Source organism: Brachybacterium phenoliresistens (assembly GCF_039530785.1).
GTDB classification, from domain to species: domain Bacteria; phylum Actinomycetota; class Actinomycetes; order Actinomycetales; family Dermabacteraceae; genus Brachybacterium; species Brachybacterium phenoliresistens.
Genome location: NZ_BAAAOW010000005.1, coordinates 64,478 through 83,430, shown reverse-complemented (window position 1 = coordinate 83,430; position 18,953 = coordinate 64,478). Strand labels below are relative to the sequence as shown.

General features: G+C 72.8%; 13 protein-coding genes. 2 read left to right on the top strand and 11 right to left on the bottom strand.

Going from position 1 to position 18,953, the window contains the following annotated elements; genetic code table 11:
* Positions 1 to 50: 50 nt before the first annotated feature.
* On the top strand, positions 51 to 911 hold the full coding sequence (locus tag ABD234_RS12175; RefSeq protein ID WP_038373892.1) for a helix-turn-helix transcriptional regulator: 861 nt from the start codon (positions 51 to 53) through the stop codon (positions 909 to 911).
* Positions 912 to 1,153: 242 nt separating this feature from the next.
* On the opposite strand, the gene ABD234_RS12170 is transcribed toward ABD234_RS12175, so the two are convergent.
* The 9 genes from ABD234_RS12170 to ABD234_RS12130 form a co-directional block, all read right to left on the bottom strand.
* Positions 1,154 to 2,923: a carbohydrate-binding protein gene (locus ABD234_RS12170; RefSeq protein ID WP_344356530.1), complete on the bottom strand. Its 1,770-nt coding sequence runs from the start codon at positions 2,921 to 2,923 to the stop codon at positions 1,154 to 1,156.
* Positions 2,924 to 3,242: 319 nt separating this feature from the next.
* Positions 3,243 to 3,830: a CueP family metal-binding protein gene (locus ABD234_RS12165; protein ID WP_344356528.1), complete on the bottom strand. Its 588-nt coding sequence runs from the start codon at positions 3,828 to 3,830 to the stop codon at positions 3,243 to 3,245.
* Positions 3,827 to 4,879: a LacI family DNA-binding transcriptional regulator gene (locus ABD234_RS12160; protein WP_344356526.1), complete on the bottom strand. Its 1,053-nt coding sequence runs from the start codon at positions 4,877 to 4,879 to the stop codon at positions 3,827 to 3,829. Before ABD234_RS12160 ends, ABD234_RS12165 begins: the two co-directional genes overlap by 4 nt.
* A gap of 116 nt (positions 4,880 to 4,995) precedes the next feature.
* Positions 4,996 to 6,033: a LacI family DNA-binding transcriptional regulator gene (locus ABD234_RS12155; RefSeq protein ID WP_038373898.1), complete on the bottom strand. Its 1,038-nt coding sequence runs from the start codon at positions 6,031 to 6,033 to the stop codon at positions 4,996 to 4,998.
* 6 nt (positions 6,034 to 6,039) lie between these two features.
* Complete coding sequence (locus ABD234_RS12150; protein ID WP_344356844.1) at positions 6,040 to 6,972, bottom strand: carbohydrate ABC transporter permease; 933 nt, start codon at positions 6,970 to 6,972, stop codon at positions 6,040 to 6,042.
* Positions 6,972 to 7,961, bottom strand: a complete 990-nt coding sequence (locus ABD234_RS12145; protein ID WP_344356524.1) for an ABC transporter permease — start codon at positions 7,959 to 7,961, stop codon at positions 6,972 to 6,974. Before ABD234_RS12145 ends, ABD234_RS12150 begins: the two co-directional genes overlap by 1 nt.
* A gap of 34 nt (positions 7,962 to 7,995) precedes the next feature.
* A complete protein-coding gene (locus tag ABD234_RS12140; RefSeq protein ID WP_344356522.1) occupies positions 7,996 to 9,672 on the bottom strand; it encodes an ABC transporter substrate-binding protein in 1,677 nt (558 codons plus the stop codon).
* Between the two features lie 597 nt (positions 9,673 to 10,269).
* Entirely contained in the window at positions 10,270 to 11,568 is a 1,299-nt protein-coding gene (locus ABD234_RS12135; protein WP_344356520.1) for an endo-1,4-beta-xylanase, read from the bottom strand.
* On the bottom strand, positions 11,565 to 13,907 hold the full coding sequence (locus ABD234_RS12130) for a beta-glucosidase family protein (protein ID WP_344356518.1): 2,343 nt from the start codon (positions 13,905 to 13,907) through the stop codon (positions 11,565 to 11,567). The genes ABD234_RS12135 and ABD234_RS12130 overlap by 4 nt, the downstream gene beginning before the upstream one ends.
* Positions 13,908 to 14,290: 383 nt before the next feature.
* On the opposite strand from ABD234_RS12130, the gene ABD234_RS12125 reads away from it, so the two are divergent.
* Positions 14,291 to 15,358: a LacI family DNA-binding transcriptional regulator gene (locus tag ABD234_RS12125; protein ID WP_344356516.1), complete on the top strand. Its 1,068-nt coding sequence runs from the start codon at positions 14,291 to 14,293 to the stop codon at positions 15,356 to 15,358.
* 364 nt (positions 15,359 to 15,722) lie between these two features.
* Here ABD234_RS12125 and ABD234_RS12120 read toward each other — a convergent pair whose 3' ends face one another.
* Together ABD234_RS12120 and ABD234_RS12115 are read right to left on the bottom strand one after the other, a co-directional pair.
* Positions 15,723 to 16,412, bottom strand: a complete 690-nt coding sequence (locus ABD234_RS12120; protein ID WP_038373905.1) for an NUDIX hydrolase — start codon at positions 16,410 to 16,412, stop codon at positions 15,723 to 15,725.
* A 133-nt stretch (positions 16,413 to 16,545) separates the two neighbouring features.
* The gene (locus ABD234_RS12115) at positions 16,546 to 18,858 is read right to left on the bottom strand and encodes an alpha-L-arabinofuranosidase C-terminal domain-containing protein (protein WP_344356513.1); all 2,313 of its coding nucleotides are present in this window, start codon (positions 18,856 to 18,858) and stop codon (positions 16,546 to 16,548) included.
* Between the last annotated feature and the right edge of the window lie 95 nt (positions 18,859 to 18,953).

Sequence of the window (18,953 nt, the reverse complement as noted above, 5' to 3'; positions counted from 1 at the left end):
GGGATCACGTCCCATGGTCCGCGCTCCCGCCCCTCCGGCAGACTGGGAGCATGACCCCCGCGAACCACTCCGAGCTCGGCACCTTCCTCCGGTCCCGGCGCGAGCGCATCCGCCCGGATCAGGTGGGGCTTCCGCTCGGACCGCGGCGACGGGTGCCGGGACTGCGGCGCGAGGAGGTGGCGCAGCTGGCCGGCGCCTCCGTCGACTACTACACCGAGCTGGAGCGCGGCGCGGGCTCGCAGCCCTCGGAGCAGATGCTCGCCGCGCTCGCGCGCGCCCTGCGCCTGTCCCGCGACGAGCGCGACTACCTGTTCCACCTGGCCGACCGGCCGGTGCCGGTGGACGCCGGGGCGAGCGCGCACGTGCACCCCGGGATGCTCGACCTGCTCAGCCGGCTGCCGGACACCCCGGCGCAGGTGATCACCGACCTGCACGAGACCCTGGTCCAGAACCGCCTGGCCGTGGCGCTGCTGGGCGACCACAGCGGTCTGCGCGGCCGCCGGGCGAGCTTCATCCACCGGTGGTTCCTCGAGGAGGAGGCCCGGCGGCTCTACCCCGAGGCCGATCACGCGCGCCAGTCCCGCTCCTTCGTCGCCGACCTCCGGGCCGCGGCGGCCGCCCGGGGACCACGCGACCCTGAGGTCGCCGCGCTGGTCGCCGAGCTGACGCAGGCCTCCCCCGAGTTCGCCGCCCTGTGGGCCGAGCACGATGTCGCGGTCCGCCGCGAGGACCGCAAGCGCCTGATCCATCCCGCGCTCGGCCTGATCGAGGTCACCTGCCTCCACCTGTTCAGCGAGGACAGGCGCCAGCGGCTGCTGTGGTTCACGCCGGCGCTCGGCTCCGACAGCGCGGACGCCCTGGAGATGCTGTCGGTCATCGGCGCCCAGGACCTCGCCGACGAAACCGCCTGACGGATCACGGATTACCCGTCGACCTGCTCGGGCGAGATGACAGGGAGAAGTCGGACGAGATGGCAGGGAGAAGTCGGACGAGGCGGCAGGGAGAACCGGCAGGAACCGCCGCAGGATGACTCCGTCCGATATCCGGATAACCCCCGGAGGAATGGCCTCGTGAGGACGCGCCGGAATGACATCGCCGCGCGCTCGAGGCGGCGGCGATGCCCTTCCGGGCGATCCCCGGCGGGGACCGCGCCTCAGCGCACGACGTAGGTCGTGATGCTCTGCGCGGGCAGCTCGCCGCGCAGCGCCCCGGCGCTGTCGATCACCGGAGCCTCGACGACGGCCGAGCGCTCCTCCGCCGAGGTGCGCCAGGCCTCGACCGACGCGGGCCGCATCCCGGCCAGCTCGTAGGCCCTGCTCAGCGGCGTCTCGGAGGAGTTGATGGCCACGATGACGACGGAACCGTCGGCCGCACGATAGGCGGACTCCCGCACCCCCTCGGCGCCGTCGCCGTCGAGCACGAGCCGCTGCGAGCCTGCGCGCAGGAACCGCGAGAAGTGCGACATCACGTGGCCGCGGTGGCTGATCGAGCCGTCCTCGCTGATCGGACCGTAGTTGCGGCGGATGTACCACCACACGTAGGCCTGGAACTCCGCGACGACGAAGGAGTCATGGATGCTCTCGCCGACGACGAGGGACTCCGGCCAGCGCTCGTTCGAGTCCGGCTCGCTGTTGGGGACGTACACCTCCGTCATCCACAGCTCGCGATCCCCCTTGTTCTCGTGGAACAGCGGGTACTCGAACGCATCCGGCTGCGTGCCGTACAGGTGCGCGCCGAGGATGTCGACGTTCGCCCAGGCCGCCTCGGAGCGGATGATCGGGTCGGAGGTGTCCTTGAGGTACTGGAAGGACTCCGGCGCGATGATGCGGCAGTCGATGCCGCCCGCGTGGTTCTCGAGGAAGTCGATCATCTCCGCCGGCGTCCACCAGGTCCACTCGTGCGCGTAGTCGGGCTCGTTCTGGATCGAGATGGCATGCAGGTCCACCCCGTTCTCGCGCATGAACGTCACGAAGTCCTGCAGGTGCTGGGCATAGGCCGGGTAGGCGTCGTGACGCAGCCGCATCGCGTCCTCCTGGACCTCGATGCGGCGCACACGGATCCCGTCGACAGCGGGCCGGCCGTCGACGGTCACGAGCTCCACGGCGTTGCCGCCCGCCTCGAAGGGGACGTCGACCTCGACCTCCTGCCAGTCCTTCGCCGAGGCGGTCGCCGGGAGCTCCAGCTCCGTCGCGATCACGTCACCGTTGATGCGAACCTGCAGGTGAGCGGGCTGGGACGGGAGGGCGTAGCGGATCGAGAGCCGGTACGGAGCCGTCCGGTACGCGGTGACCGCATCCCAGGAGATCACCGCGCCGGAGTCCGTCGTCGGCACGACGTACCCCTCTCCCCGGTATCCGGAGACCCCTGTGGCCACGCGCACGCCCTCGAGCCGCTGCGCCTCCTCCGCGGGGAACGGCGAGCCGGCTCCGCCCGGCTCCTCGCGGCGGAAGGTCTCGCGCATCTCCTGCGGCGGGTACCAGGGGGAGGCGAAGACGATCGCCCCGTGCTCCTGGGCGCGCAGCGCGGTCTCGAGCTGCAGGCCCCAGGTCTCGCGCCGATCCGAGACGGGGATCCGCAGCACGGCGAAGCCCAGCTGCCCCTCCTCGGTGCCGAACGCCGTCTCGCGCTGGGCCGGGGTGAGGTCAGGGATCCACTCCGGGAAGTTGATGCCGCCGACGCCGCGGATGGTCTGGCGCGGCTGGGAGGTGCGGATCACGGCCTGGCCGGCGGCGGCGCCCTTCTGCGGGGTGCTCTCGGCATGCGCGACGGGCAGGCCTGCGGCGGCGCCGACCACCGGAGCGATGCCGAGGCCGGCCAGCGCGACGCGGCGGGAGAGGGTTCCCGCGCCGTCGGCGCCGGAGGCCGGGGCGGGCGAGTGGGACGCGGAGCGCGGGGACGCGGGGAGGGGGTCGTGCGAGGACATCGTCGTCCATCCTTTCGGAAACTTTTCGTGAACGGAGGGCTCCAGTCCACCCGAGCGCACCATCGATGTCAACCGCTTTCCGGATTTTCCGGGATCGCCCGCGATCCTCGTCCGAGGATGCGCCCGGGAAAGGACCTGTTCCGCGGCCGGAGGCCCTCGACCCGAATGCGTCGAGAATGCGCGCCCGGCCCGCACGGAACTGCGGAGATGATACGCCCGGAAGGACGGCATCCCGTCGGAGAAATGGCGAGAAGGAGCTCGCCGCCCGCTGCCGGCGCGCCCCGAGGGCGCTCGCCGCCCGGAGCGGCGGCGCGGAGGGTCAGGACAGCTGCAGGCCGGTCAGGCAGGTGGGGGCGTCGGCGGTGGTGGCGAAGGGGATCGAGCCCGTCTCCTCGCCGATCGCGGCGGTGATGGTGCCGGCCACGTCGCGCGGCAGCCAGAAGTCCGCGAAGCCGTTGGCGCCGGTGGTGGTCTCCTCCTGGACCAGGACGGTGCCGCCCTCGTCGACGATCTCGACGTGCACGGCGGTGTCGGCGAGCTCGCCCTGGCAGCCGCCCAGGCTGTGGAAGAAGCAGTCGTGGGTCTGCGTGCGGAAGGGGGCCAGGGCCAGGGAGAACAGGTCCTCCGGCAGCGCGACCTCGATCGCGCGCCCCTCGGGATCGAACACGACCCGATCCGCCTGGACCGAGGCCATCAGCGCCAGCGGGCGGGGACCGGGGTGGGCGTCCAGCGCCTGGACCGCCTCCTGCACGGTGCGGGCGCGGATGCCGAGATCGGCGAGCATGCTCCGCACCTCCCGGGGCAGCGCGCCGGGCTCCGCCGCGCAGGCGGACAGCAGCAGACCGCCGGCGCCGACGGCGGCCAGGGAGGCGGCGCCGCGCAGCAGGTCGCGTCGGCTGCCGCTCACGCGCCGGGCTCCTCGGAGCCCGCCGGCGGGGCGGTGGACTCGCGGACGATCAGCTGGGTCTCGAGCTTGAACGGGTGCGCGAACAGGCCCGGGTCCGAGGCGAGCGCCAGGGCGCGCTCGATCGCGACCTGCCCCATCGACGCCAGCGGCTGGCGCACGGTGGTCAGCTGCGGGTTGGACCAGGTGGCGATGAGCGTGTCGTCGAAGCTGACGACGCTGAGCCTGTCGGGGACCCGCAGGTCGCGGGCGCGGGCGGTGCGCAGCACGCCGATCGCGAGGGTGTCGGCGACGGCGAAGATCGCGGTGGGCGGCTCCGGCAGGTCCAGCAGCGCCTCGGCGGCCGCGCGCCCGTCGTCGTAGCCGAAGGAGCTGTGCCGCACCAGCTCCGGGTCGAAGGGGACCCCCGCCTGCTCGAGCGCGCTGCGGTAGCCCTGCAGGCGCTGGCGCGCCGGCACCGAGTCCTCCGGGCCGGCGACCACGCCGATGCGCCGATGCCCCAGCTCCAGCAGATGCCCCGTGGCCGTCTGCCCGCCCTCCCAGTTCGTCGCGGAGATCGTCACCAGCGAGGTGTCGGAGGTCGAGACCGGGTCGACCACGAGGATCGGCACCCCGATCTCGCGGCTGTAGCGGGCGTGGCGGGCGTCGACCTGGTGGGTCACGGCGATCACGGCGCCGATGCCCCGGTCGGCCGCGGCCTGCAGCCATTCGCGCGAGAGGGCCTCCCCCTCCGGACCGCCGTCCTCGCCGTGCACGGTGACCTGCAGGTCGTACCCGGCGCGGGAGGCGGCGCGCACGGCGCCGTCCAGCACGTGCAGGGCGTAGGGGCTGGAGAGGTCGTCGAAGACGATGAGCAGACGGTGCTGGCCGCCCGGGGGCTCGCGCCGCCGTGCGACATAGCCGAGCTCCTGGGCCGCCTCGGCCACGCGGGTGCGGGTGGAGTCGCGGACGTCGGCCCGGGAGTTCATGACCTTGGAGGCGGTCGCCAGGGAGACCTGCGCCCGCTCCGCGACGTCGCGCAGCGTCACCCGACCGTGCCCCGCCGTGACCACATGCGCTCCTTCGTGCCGCTCCCGCGTTCTCGTCCCCGCATGGTATCGGAGCATCGGCCCCCGCCCCGACCCGGCGGTCGCCGGGCGGACGGGCGCCCAGGCGGTGCGGCGCGGGATCAGCGCGCCGGCGGGGGCGCCGTGGACTCGCGCACCACCAGCCGGGTCTCCAGCTTGAACGGCATCGCGAAGCGCCCGGGATCCGCCGCGAGCGCGGCGGCGCGCTCCACCGCGACCTGCCCCATGGACGACAGCGGCTGGCGCATCGTGGTCAGCTGGGGGTTCGACCAGGTGGCCACCAGGGTGTCGTCGAAGCCGATCACGCTGAGCCGGTCCGGGACGCTCAGGCCCCGGTCGCGGGCCGCGCGCAGGACGCCGACCGCGAGGGAGTCCGCGACGGCGAAGATCGCCGTCGGAGGATCGGGCAGGTCCAGCAGCTGGCCCGCCGCCGTCCGCCCGGCCTCGTTCGCGAAGGACCCGCCGCGCACGAGCTCCCGGTCGAAGGGGATGCCCGCGTGCTCGAGGGCGCTGCGATAGCCCTGCAGGCGCTGGCGCGCCGGGACCGAGGCGCTGCGCCCGCCCACCACGCCGATGCGCCGGTGCCCCAGGCCGAGCAGATGCTCGGCGGCCGCCCGGCCGCCGTCGAGGTTGGTCGAGGAGATGGTCACCAGCGACGAGTCGCCCGTGGTCTCCGGGTCGACGGCGATCACGGGGACCCCCGCCTCCGCGCTCCATCGGGCCAGCCGGGCGTCCACCGGCCGGGTCACGGCGATCACGCCCTGGATGCCGCGGGCGGCGACCTCCTTCAGCCAGGGGCGGGACAGGGCCGTCCGCCCCAGGGACTCGTGGTCCCCGTCGAGCGCGATGTGCAGGTCCACGCCGGCGCGGGCGGCGGCCCGCACCGCGCCGTCGAGGACATGCAGGGAGTAGGGGCTGGTGAGGTCCCGGAAGACGATCATGAGCGACACCGCGGGCCGCCCGCCCTCGCGCCGCCGGGCCTCGTACCCGAGCTCCCGCGCCGCCGCCGTCACCCGGGACCGGGTGAGGTCCCGGACATCGGCCCGGCCGTTCATCACCTTCGAGGCGGTGGCCAGGGAGACCTCCGCCCGGGTGGCGACGTCCCGCAGGGTGACCCGGGCGCTGTCGATGCCCGTCATCGGTCCTCAGCCCTTGACCGAGCCCAGCATGATGCCGGAGACGAAGTAGCGCTGCACGAAGGGATAGACGCAGAGGATCGGGATGAGCACCAGCAGCATCGTCACCGACTGGATGTTGGCGTTGATGGCGCTGACGGTCGAGCCCGAGGCGGCGGCGCCCTCCGAGGTCGCCGTCGAGGCGCCGGCGATGAGGTTGCGCAGGAACAGGGTCACCGGGAACAGGTCGCTGCGGTCCATGTACAGGAAGGCGCTGAACCAGTCGTTCCAGTACTGGACGGAGTAGAACAGGACCATCGTCGCGATGACCGCCTTGGACAGCGGCAGCACGATCCGGAAGAAGATCCCGAACCAGGACAGGCCGTCGATCTGCGCGGCCTCCTCGAGCTCCCCGGGGAGGTTCTCGAAGAACGCCTTCATCACCAGCAGGTTGAAGACGGACAGCGCCGGCGGCAGGATCACCGCCCACATCGTGTTCTTCATCCCCAGCGAGGAGATGAGGACGTAGTTGGGGACGATGCCGCCGTTGAAGAACATCGTGAACACGGCGATGCCGACCAGCAGCCCCCGCCCGCGCAGATGCCGCTTCGAGAGGACGTAGGCGTAGGTCGTCGTGAGCACCATCGCGATGGTGGTGCCGATGACCGTGTACAGCACGGTGTTCCCGTAGCTGCGCCAGAACGAGCCGTTCTGGGCCACCGCCTTGTAGGTGTCGACGTTGAAGTCGACGGGCAGCAGGTTCACCGTGCCGGCGTTGATCGCCCCGGCGGAGCTGAAGGACTGCGCCAGCAGCATGATGAACGGGTAGAGCATGATCGCGCAGATGACCAGCAGCGCGAGGATGTTGACCACGGTGAAGACCCGGTAGGACACCGAATCCTTGACGCGGGTGCTGCGCGGAGCGGGCGCCGGGGCGCCGCGCTCGGACTGGAATGCTTCGATCACCACAGGCTCGTCCCCACCAATCGCCGCGAGATGTAGTTCGCCGCCATCACCATGCCGAATCCGATCAGCGCCTGGAACAGCCCGATGGCCGCCGCGTAGCTCAGGTTGTTGGACATGAGGCCCACGCGGTACAGGTAGGTGGAGATGACGTCCGCCGTCGGGTACGTCAGCGGGTTGTACAGGAGCAGCACCTTCTCGAACCCGACGTTCAGGAACGTGCCGATGTTCAGGATGAGCAGCGTGACCATCGTCGGGCGGATGCCCGGCAGGGTCACGTGCCAGGTCTGCTGGAGGCGGTTCGCCCCGTCAATGCGCGCCGCCTCGTAGAGGGAGTCGTCCACCGCGGTGAGCGCCGCGAGGTACAGGATGGTCCCCCAGCCGACGGTCTGCCAGGCCTCCGAGGCCACGTAGATGAACCGGAACCATTCGGGGCGCTGGGTGAACGCGACCGCGTCGCCGCCGAAGGAGGTGACGATCTGGTTGACCGTCCCCTGCAGCGACAGCAGCTGGAACACCATGCCCACCACGATCACCACCGACAGGAAGTGCGGCAGGTAGGTGATCGACTGGACGATGCGCTTGAATTGGCGCACCCGCAGCTCGTTGAGCATGAGCGCGAGGATGATCGGCAGCGGGAAGCAGACCGCGAGGGTCATCGCGCCGATGATCGCGGTGTTCGCGAACACCTTCCAGAAGGCCGGGTCGCTGATGAACATCTCCACGTAGAAGGTGCCCACCCATTCGTCGCCGAAGATGCTTCCGCCGGGGCGGAACCGGCGGAACGCGATCGCGTTGCCGAGCATCGGCAGGTACCGGAAGATGCCCAGGAAGATCAGCGGCAGCACCGCCAGGGCGTACAGGGGCCAGTCCCGCTGCAGCGCCCGCTTCCAGGCGGCGCGGCGGCGGGCCGGATCGATCCCCGCCGGGGCGGGGCTCGGTGCGGGCGCGGGCGCCGTGCTGCTGCGCGGGGCCTCGAGCTGGGTCATGCGGGCCTCCTCCTCGCGAGGGATTCCACGGCGATCAGCCGACCGTCTCGGCGAAGCGGTCGCGGGCGCCGTTGATGAGGTCGACGTACTTCTGCAGCCCGGCGGCCTCGAGCTCGCCCAGGAAGGCATCCCACTCGGCGATGTCGCGGTCCCCCATGATGAACTGCAGCGTCGCGGTGTCCACGGCGTCCTTCAGCGGGGTCGCCATGAGGGAGGACTGCTCGAGCTCGGCCTCGTCCAGCGGCGCCGGCGGGTAGGGATCGCGCGGGGTGCGGGCGGTGAGGACGTCGTCGATGTACTGGATGGAGGCGGGGGTGCTGTAGGACTCCTTGAGCGCCCGGGACTCGGTGGACTCCGCCGGGAAGGTGGAGAAGCCCAGGTCGATCTTGATGTCCGTGCCGGCGCCCGTGTTGATGTCGAAGTCGTCCAGGGAGTAGCCGTCCATCAGCGCGATGGTGCCGTCCTCGGCCTTGGTGTAGGTCTCGTCCTGGACGCCCCAGCGCAGCATCTCGCGGGCGTCGGGGTTGTAGTAGAGCCAGTCGAGGAACTGGATCGTCGCCAGGAAGTTCTCCGAGCCGGTGATCGAGGAGCTGAGCATGAAGCCGTGCCAGAAGTTGCGCGGCTCGACGTTGCTGCCGGCCGGGCCGGTGGGCGGCGGCACGAGGCCGACGTCGTGCTTGCCCGCGCCGACGGTCTCGTCCAGCGCCTGGGCGAACTCGATGGCCGTGCCGGAGGAGCCCGACGCCGCGAAGCAGAGCTCCTGGGCGAACTTCTCGCTGACATCGGCCGCGCCGGAGCCGTCGTTCGAGGCGGTGAAGGACTCCTTGTCCAGCAGCCCGTCGGCCACCAGGGAGCGGAAGTACTCCACGAGCTGCTTGTAGCCCTCGGTGGTGGGGGCGTAGGCGAGCTTGCCGTCCTCCCCCTCGACCAGGCCGTTGCCGAAGCCCCAGCCGGCCTTGGTGCCGAAGGCGTGGGAGGCGAAGTTGAGCATGGACTGGCCCTCGAAGCCGTCCGCCAGCGGGGTCGAGTCCGGGTACTGCTCCTTGATCGCGAGCAGCGCCTCGCGCAGCTCGTCCCAGCTGTCCGGGATCCCGCCGGCGACCGCCTCGAAGACGTCCTTGCGCAGCACGAGGCTGAACACGGGGACGGAGACCTCCTGCAGACCCGGCAGCATGTACGCCTTGCCGTCGGCCTGGCGGATGTTGTCGATCATCTCCGTGAGGCCCCACTCCTGGACGTACTTCTGGAAGTTGGGCATGTGCTCGATGTAGTCGCTCATCGGCACCACCGCGCCGGAGGACACGAACGGGGCGTCCTCGCCGGTGTACACCAGCGGGATCACGGTGGGGGCGTCCCCGGCGCTGATCAGCAGGTTGCGCTTCTCGGTGGCGTCGCTGAAGGGCAGATGGGTCAGCGTGATGTCGACGTTCGTGAGCTCCTTGATGCGCTCGAAGATGCGCCAGCTGTCCTTCACCGGGACGTCGGGCCAGTCGGTCCACAGCATCGAGACCTCGAAGGGCTCGCTCGCGGTGAACTGCGTGTCGGCGGCGAATCCCTCCATCGCGCCGACGTTCTGGGTGCTCACGTCCACGGGCTCGTCGCTCGAGCCGCTGGAGCACGCCGTCATGGCGACCGTCGCGAAGGCCGCGGCGGAGAGCCCCACGAAGCTGCGGCGGCCGGTGATGAAGGGCGGGATGTTCGATGTCGTCATTGCCATCTCCTGTTCAGGACGAGCGCCGGGCAGCGGTGCCGGCAGCCGGTCGGATCACGACGGGACTGGGGTGCGCGCCGGGGAGGACCCCGAGCGGGCGTGCCCTCCCCCAGCGGTGGAGGAGGACGGTGCGGAGGAGGATCAGGCGTTCCGCCCCCGCGGCAGGACCTGCAGCCCCGGGCACCATCGCCGGAACTGTGACCCGATACTTTCCTTAAAGTTTCGGTGCGGAACAAACGTAGCGCCCCGGAACCCGGGCGTCAAGCGATCTCGAGCAGTCGGACGCGCCGGCATCCAGAGACGCTCCATGAGGCGTAGACCTGCGGGAATGGCGTCCGCAGCGACGCCGGCTCCGGCACAGGGGTGCCACGACATCGAGTCTCGATCCGGCAACGTCAGTCCGAAAGCTTTCGTTCCGCGCGGGAAAGCGCCTTCTTCGGACGGTGCGCACTGCCCCGCCCTCCGGTCCCGCGGGGCGCGGCGTCGATCGGGCTCGGGCCGGGCCGGGGTGACGAGGGGCCGCGGCCGGGGCCGGGCGACGAGGGCCGGGCCGGGCGATGCGGGTCCGCGGGTCCGCGGGTCAGCGGGTCCGCGGGGTCAGCCCAGGGTGACCGTGGCCGACGGCGCGGCGCCGTCCAGCTGCGCCTCGGCCGCTCCCCCGAGGGCCTCGACCCGGTAGCCGCCGGCGAATCCCCGGAAGCGCAGCACGCCCTCGGCGTCGGTGCGCACGGTGACCGGGTCCCGCCACCACTGCCCGCGGATCAGCCCGCGCAGCGCCTCGTAGGACGGCTTGGGCGTGCCGTCCCGGCGCACCAGGCCCGCCGGCGCGCCCAGCCAGGCCCCCTCGTCGCCGAGGCCCCAGTAGGTCAGCGACTCGACCTGCGGGTGCGCGAGGACGGTGCGGTAGTGGCGCACCAGCTCGTCCGCCTGGCGCGCCTCGCCCTCGGGCGTGGAGGGCCAGTCCGGGACCTGGTGGTCGTTGAGGTCCTCGATGTGCGCGGGCATGAGGTCGCCGGAGACGAGGGTGGTCTCGGTGAGCTCGAGGGGCAGGCCGAGGCGGGAGAACCTCTCGAGGATCTCGTGGATCTGCTCCTCGCCGCGGTAGCCCTGGTGCATGTGGGTCTGCAGGCCGATCGCGTCGATCGGCACCCCGAGCCCCAGCAGCTCCTCGATGACCTCTTCGAAGCGCGGGGTGAGGTCGAAGTCGTTGAGCACCAGGCGGGCGGCGGGGTCGGCCTGCCGGGCGGTCTCGAAGGCCATCGCCACGACGTGCGCCCGGCCGCGGGCCCGGGCCAGGCGGGTGACGGCGTTCTCCTCCGCGGTGAAGCGCGGGAGGATGACCGTCTCGTTGATGACGTCCCATTCGTCGACGGCGCCGGCGAACTCGCCGGCCTCGCGGCGGATCCGGGCGCGGATGGTGCGCTCGACCTCGTCGTCGTCGAGGTCGAGCAGCCAGGGCGGGGCGAGGGTGTGCCACAGCAGGGGGTGGCCCTTGACGCGCCGCCCGTGCTCGCGCAGCCAGCGGACCGTCCGCCAGGCCTGCGCCGCCCCGGTGCTCCCGGGGTCGGGCTCGTACCAGCGCCAGTAGAACGGGACGGTGCCCATGGAGAACAGGTCCAGCCACAGCTCGTCCAGGCCGGGCGCGTCGGCGGTCGCGTCGGCGGCGTCCGGGCTCGTCGGATCGGCATCGGCCGCGGAGGCGGCATCGGCCCCCGGGCCCTCGCCGGGCGCACCGGGCATCCCGAAGGCGATGCAGCCGAAGCCGAAGGCGTGGGAGCGCTGCTCCAGACGCACCTCGACCTCCGCGGCGGGGGCGCCGTCGGGCCGCCGCACCAGCAGCGCGAGGTCGTGCACCCGGCCCTCCGGACCGGTCGGCCCGGGGATCGCGGAGGTCACGCGGGGGCTCCGACCTGGGCCGCGGGAGCGGTGCGCCGGACGGCGACGGGGGTCTCCAGGACCCGCGGGACGTCCTCGATGTCGCGCACGGCGCCCTCGATGCGGAACGAGCCCTCCAGGGTGCGGTCCTCGCTGGAGGCGCCCAGGCGCACCACGAGCTCGCCGGGCTCGACGATGCGCCGCAGCGCCGGGCCGGTGAAGGAGGTGCGGTCGGCGTGGAGGCGGAAGGAGACCTCGGCGCTCTCCCCGGCCGCGAGCGCGATCTTGGAGAAGCCGACCAGGCGCTTGAGCGGCCGGACCACGCTGGCGACGGGGTCGCTGAGGTACAGCTGGACGACCTCCTTGCCGTCGCGGTCGGAGGTGTTGGTGACGCGGGCGCTGATCTCGACCTCGCCGTCGGGCGCGATCACCGTCTCGGAGATCCGCAGGTCGGAGTAGGCGAAGCGGGAGTAGGAGAGGCCGAACCCGAAGGGGTACAGCGGCTTGGGGTCGAGGTTGGAGATGCCGTCGCTCTCCCACGCGAGCACCGGCGCGAGGTAGGTGCCGGGCTGGCCGCCCACGTGCGCGGGGATGCCGATGGGCAGGCGGCCCGAGGGGTTCACGCGGCCCGAGAGCACGCCGGCGATCGCGCCGCCGCCCTCCTCGCCGGGCATGAAGGCCTGCACGATCGCGGCGCAGCGCTCGGCGTAGGCGCCCAGCGCGTAGGGGCGGCCGGTGACCAGCACCAGCACCACCGGGGTGCCGGTGGCCAGGACCGCCTCGACCAGCTCGCCCTGCACGCCGGGCAGGGACAGGTCCACGACGTCGCAGCCCTCGCCGGAGGTGCCGGCGCCGAACAGGCCGGCCTTGTCGCCGACGGCGACCACGGCGACGTCGGCCGCGCGGGCGGCGCGCACGGCGTCCTCGATGCCGGAGCGGTCCTCGCCGGTGAAGTCGGTGCCGCGCACCGTCTCCAGGGCGGCGTCCGGCAGCTCCGCGGCGAGCGCCTCGGCGAGGCTCGGCACGGGCACCGAGGTGCCGGCGTCGGCGAGGCGCGAGAGCACGTGGTTGGTGAAGCTGTAGCAGCCCAGGAAGCTGCGCGGCTCGGTGGCGCTGGGGCCGAGGAGCGCGATCCGGCCGTGCCCGGCCAGCGGCAGGGCGCCGTCCTCGTCGCGCAGCAGGACGATCGACTCCTCGGCGAGGGTGCGGGCCAGGGCCCGGTTCTCCGCGGTGTCGAGGTCGATCGCGGCTCCGTCGCGGGTGATGTCGAAGCCGGCGTCCAGCAGGCCCAGCTCCACCTTCTGGCGCAGCACGCGGCGCACGGCGGTGTCGAGCACCTCGACCTCGAGCTCGCCGTCGGCGATCGCGGCGGGCAGCTCGTCGAAGCAGTTGGTCTCGGGCAGCTCGACGTCCATGCCGGCGCGCAGGGTGGTGATCGCGGCCTCACGGGGGCTGCCGACCACGCGGTGCATCGACTCCAGGAAGTTCACGGCCCAGTAGTCGGAGACGACGGTGCCCTCGAAGCCCCAGCGGCCGCGCAGCAGGTCGGTCATGAGCTCGCGGGACGCCGCCGGCGGCACCCCGTCGATGTCGGCGTAGGAGTTCATCACGGCGCCGGCTCCGCCCAGGCGCACGGCCATCTCGAAGGGCACCAGGTCGATGTCGGCCAGCTCGCGGCGGCCGATGGAGACCGGCGCGTGGTTGCGCCCGGCGCGCGAGGCGGCGTGGCCGGCGAAGTGCTTGAGGGTCGCGATGACGCCCGATTCCTGCAGGCCCTGCACGTAGGCGGTGGAGAGGGCGCCGATGAGGAAGGGGTCCTCGCCCATCGTCTCCTCGATCCGGCCCCAGCGGAGGTCGCGCACCACGTCGAGCACGGGCGAGAGGCCCATGTGGGTGCCCAGCGCCCGCATGTCCGCGCCGATGCGGCGGGCCATCTCGTGGACGAGGTCCGGGGAGAAGGCCGCACCCCAGGCGATGGCGGCGGGGTAGGTGGTGGCGCGGTGCGCCATGAGGCCGGTCAGGCACTCCTCGTGGGCGATCGCGGGGATGCCGTGGCGGGAGGAGGAGACGACGACCTTCTGCAGGGCCCGCAGGTGCTCGATCCCCTCGGCGACCTCGAAGGGCGAGCTGCCGAAGGCGCGGGTGATGTGGCCGAGGCCGTCCCGGGCGGCGTCCTCGAAGGGGTCGCGCCCCTCGTCGAAGGTGGACTGCATGGGGGCGAAGCTGCCGGCGTCGCCCAGCTCCGGGCGCTTCCAGTAGCTGCCGAGCTGGGCGACCTTCTCCGCGACGGTCATGTCCGCCAGGAGCGCCTCGACACGCTCGGACACGGGGCGTGCCGGGTCGTTCCAGATGGGGGTCATGGTTCCTCCGCTCACGGGCGGGACCTCCGGGCCCGGCGCACGTCGACGGCGACGCGGCCACAGCGGCCTGAAAGTCCATCGTTCTTCCCGAATAGTTTCGCTGGATCTACCGTAGTGCTCACGCCTTCAGCGGTCAATCCCCGAGGCCGGTGGGCCAGCACACGCTCGAAAGTTTCACGTAGGCGCCGCTCCGTTCCCGCGCAGCCGCCACTCCCGGGCGACCTCGCGCGCCGCGGCGAGCCCGGGAGGACGCCGCGAGCGGGCGACGGGGTGCGGCATCCCGCGCGCGCCGGGCTTGACGGAATCGATGTGAACGTTGACACTCGGATAACTCCTGCTCACGCGTCCCGCTGGAGGACCGCCCCGCCCGGAAGGCCCGCCCCATGACCTCGCTCCCGCGCCGCCCGTCCATGACGGACGTCGCCGACCGTGCCGGGGTCTCGTACCAGACCGTCTCGCGCGTCCTGAACGACCCGCACCGCGTCAAGCCCGCGACCCGCGAGCGGGTGCAGGCCGCCATCGAGGAGCTCGGCTTCACCCGCAACCGCGCCGCGCGCGCCCTGCGCACCACGCGGTCCCGGATCATCGGTGTGCTCACCGACGGCTCCTCGCTGTACGGGCCGGCGACCACGCTCAGCGCGGTGGAGGCCGCCGCCCACGAGGCCGGGTACACGACCCTGCTCGCCTCGGTCGGCCCCCACGGCGCCTCCGGCGAGCGCACCGGGCGGGAGCTGCTGGAGAGCGGCGCCGACGGCATCATCGTCATCGCCCCGCACGAGGGCATGGTCCCGGCCCTCGAGGCGATCGCCCGCACCACCCCGATCGTCTCGGTCACCGCCGGCGCCCCCGCCATCCCCGGGGCGACCATGGTCACCGTGGACCAGGCCCGCGGCGCCCGCAGCGTCGTCGAGCACCTGGCCGAGGCGGGCTGCCGCTCCGTCGTCCACCTGCAGGGACCCCCGTCCTGGTTCGACGCCCGCGGCCGCCGGGCCGGCTTCGTCGAGGCGGTCGACCAGCTGGGCCTGGACGCGGAGATCACCGAGCCCGGCGACTGGTCCCCCGGCTCCGGCGCCCGCATCGCCGAGGCGCTGCTGCGCGGCCCCCTGCCCGATGCGGTCTTCGCCGCCAACGACCACATGGCGCTCGGGCTGCTGCACGTGCTCCATGCCCGCGGGGTGCGCGTGCCGGAGCAGGTCGCCGTGGTCGGCTTCGACGACATCAGCGGCGCCGCCTACTTCACCCCCTCGCTCAGCACGGTGCGCCAGCCCTTCGACCGCCTCGGCCAGGCCGCCGTCGCCCGGCTGATCTCCGGCCTCGGCCCCGCCCCCGAGGAGGCCGAGCCCGCCGCCGCGCCGTCCGGCCTCGCGGCGGATCTCGCCCCGGAGCTCATCGTGCGACGCTCCTCGTCGCTCACCGCCCCGACGACGACGGACGAGCCGCCCGTCAGCTGACCGAGCCGTCAGTTGACCGAGCCGTCTGCTGACCGAGCTCCGGCTCCGCCGTTCTCGGGCCTCAGAAGCCCACTCCCCCGGATGCGGCGGACACGAACGGCCGCCCCAGAGCCTCGAGCCAGGCAATCGCCTGGCTCGAGGCTCTGAGGCAGCCGTTCGTGCACAGGGCCACCGCCGCACGGCAGACGGGCACCCCACGGCAGGCGGGCACCTCACGGCAGGCAGGCACCTCACGGCAGGCAGGGCCCGCAGGGCAGGGCCCGCAGGGCAGGGCCCGCAGGGCAGGGCACGCAGGGCAGGGCACGCCGGCAGGGCAAGCCGGGCCGGATCGAGCCGGCAAGGCGGGCCGGCAGGGCAGGGCTGGTCAGTCGCCGCCGCGCAGCAGGGGCGGGTTCAGCACGGTGCCCTCGCCGGCGGCGAAGAGGCGCGCGGGGCGGCCGCCGGTGCCGTCGGTCTGCGTGCCGAGGTCGACGACGAATCCCGGGGAGCGGGTGGCCTTGCGGTGGAAGTTGCCGGGATCCAGGCTCGTCCCCCAGACGCTCTCGTAGACCCCGCGCAGCTGCGAGATGGTGAACTCGGGCGGGAGGAACGACGTGGCCAGGGTCGTGTACTCGAGCTTCGCGCGGGCGCGCTCGACGGCGGTCCCGAGGATCTCGGCGTGGTCGAAGGCCAGGGCGGCGGGGTCGATGTCGGTGAGGTTCCAGAAGCGGGCATCGGCCGCACCGGGGCCGAACACCGGATCCGGCAGATCCGCGCCGAGGGCCATGAACGCGACCGAGATGACCCGTCCGCGCGGGTCGCGGCCCGCATCGCCGAAGGTGCGCAGCTGCTCGAGGTAGGTGTGCTCGCGGCCCAGGGAGGCCTCGCTCTGCAGCACCCGATGCGCCGCGGCGAGCAGGTCCTCCTCGAGCTGGACGAAGCCGCCCGGCAGCGCCCAGGTCCCGGCATAGGGCTCGTCCTCGCGCTGCACGAGCAGCACGCTGAGCCTCCCCTGCCGCAGGGTGAGCACGACGAGGTCGACGGCGACGTTGATGGGAGCGGCGGCGGCATCCATGCGGTCACCCTAACCCGGGGATTGTCAGGATGACGTGAAGTGCGGTCAGGTCTCCACGATCCGGACATTCCGGCCCGCCGGCACCCGTGAGGGACCGGGGCCGGGTCCGGGCGCGGGGGCGCCCCCGGGGCGCTCAGGGAGCGGGGAGCGTGATGACGCTGAACGACCACGCGGGCACGGCCATCTCGAGCCGGCCTCTCCCGTGGAGGCTCTCGACGCCGATCGGGTGCGGCCAGGCCTCGAAGGGCGCCCCCTCGTCCGGGTCGGGGCCGGCGAGGATCTCGGCAGTCCCGGTCACCGGCCCGTCCCACGGCGTGGTGATCTCCAGCGGGCGCTGCTGCGCCGTGGCGTTGACGACCTTGAGGATCCGCGTCCCGTCCTCGCGGGCCACGGCGCCGACGACGACGAGCTCGTCGGGATCGCCCCGGTCCTGCACGTCGTGCGCGAGCTCCCCGTCGATCCACACGCGCAGCCGCACGGAGCCGGCGACGAGCTCGGCGCGGACCCGGACATGCCGCGGCACGCCGGTCGCGAACCCGCGCAGCGGCGTCGGCCCGTCGATCTCGTCGCCGATGCCGTCGTCGGAGCGCCCCACGACGCTCGTCCGGTTCTGCCAGCCTCCGAGCTGCACCGTGTAGTGGGTGGTGCCCGCGGGACCGCCCAGATGGATCTCGGCGCCCTGCGCGCCCTCGATGCGGGTCAGCTGGACCGAGATCTCGCACGCATCCGCGCCCCAGCCGGGCAGCGCGATCTCCTCGCCGTCCGCCGCGGTGACCTGGTCGGGGTGGGTGATGCCGTCCACAGCGATCTCGCTCCACCGCACCCGGTTCCCCGGGCTGCGCAGGCGCACCGATCGCGCGTCCGGCACGCCGCGGACCCGGGCTGCGGCGCCGGTGACCTCGAGCCCGCAGACGTGCTCGCCCCGGGCGTGGGAGAACATGCGCTGGACGTGGTAGCTCGCGGAGGGACGGACCTCGGTGTCGGTGAAGTAGATCAGATCGGGCGTCCACTGCGTGTGGCCGACCCGGGCCAGGAGGGGCGCGTAGGAGGCCAGCCGCACGACGTCGGAGTTGCGCTCCATCCCGATCATCCCGGCGGCCTCCGCGAGCGCCGAGCGCAGCCGGGACGTCCTCGCCGCGTACTCGCCGACGTAGACGGCGGGACCGGACCGGTCGTACGTGTCGAACCGGCGGGTGTTCTGGTGGAACCAGTGGGGCGTGCGGTAGCCGTGCTCGTCCACGATGGCGACGTCCTCCTCGCGGGCGAACGTCCAGCCGTCCTCGAAGTCGATGCCGAACGGGTTGGGGCCCGCGGTGCCGATCACCGTGATCTCGGGATGCTCGGCGCGCAGCGCGGCGTGGATCTGGTGGAAGCGGTCCCGGAAGTCCGCGGTGATCTGGTCCTCGTTGCCGACCCCGAGGTAGCGCAGGCCGAACGGCTCGGGATGGCCGAGCGCGGTGCGGACGGCGCCCCAGCCGGTCTCTGCCCCGCCGTTGGCGAACTCGACCAGGTCCAGGACATCGCGGATGTACTCGGGCATCTCGTCCTGCGGGATGGCCCGGGGCCCTCCCGGCAGGTTCTGGCAGCAGACCCCGGCGGGGACGATCGGCATCGGGGTCGCCCCGAGCTGCTCGCACAGCAGGAAGTACTCCAGGTAGCCGATGGACATCGACTGGTGGTACCCCCAGGTGTTCCGCAGGTGCCGGCGCTCGTGCCGGGGCCCCAGCGTGGTCTTCCAGTGGTACATGTTCTCCAGGCCGAGGCCGTGCGCCACGCAGCCGCCCGGGAAGCGCACGAAGGAGGGCTTCAGTTCGGCCAGCGCGGCGACCAGGTCGGGCCGGAAGGTCCGGGGCCGGCCGGTCCCGGGGTCGATCGGCCGCAGGCTCACCACGTCGAGGTCGGCCGTGCCCCGGGCGAGCTCGAGGGCCAGCGCGGCGTCCTCGACGTCGGCGGGCAGCTCGAGCCGCGTCTGGAGGAACGTCCATTCCCGGGCGGGGGCGTCGAGGGCGAGGGAGGTGCGCGCGATCTCGCGATCGCCGCGGGTCAGCCGCACGGTCAGCGACGCGGCGGCCTCGTCGACCCGCCGGAGGGCGAGCTCGAGCAGGTGGGGGCCGGCGCCGAGGGTCATCCCGTCGTACCCGTGGTTCGTGATCGATGCGGCGGTCCGGTCGCCGTGCAGCCGCACGTGGGTCGCGGTCGCCGTGTGGACGGGGTCGGCGGAGCGGACGGTGACGGAGCCCTGCGCGGTCCACGCGGTGAGCGGGCCCCAGCCCGGGCGATCCTCCGGGCTGTACTCGAACTGCCCGTTCTGGACGACGTCGGCGTTCAGCCCGCCGTCCAGGGCGTCGTTGATGTCCTCGAGGAAGATCCCCCAGAGGTCGGGGCTCGCACGGCGGCCGATGGGCTCTCCGAGGGCGATGTGCAGGGCCGGGGTGTGCGGGGTCATCGGGCTCCGTCGGGGATCGTGGGGCGGCGCGGGCTCGTCGTCCGGCGGGTCGGGAGCACCAATGTATCGATAAACGGCCGTCCGTCAAGAGCCCT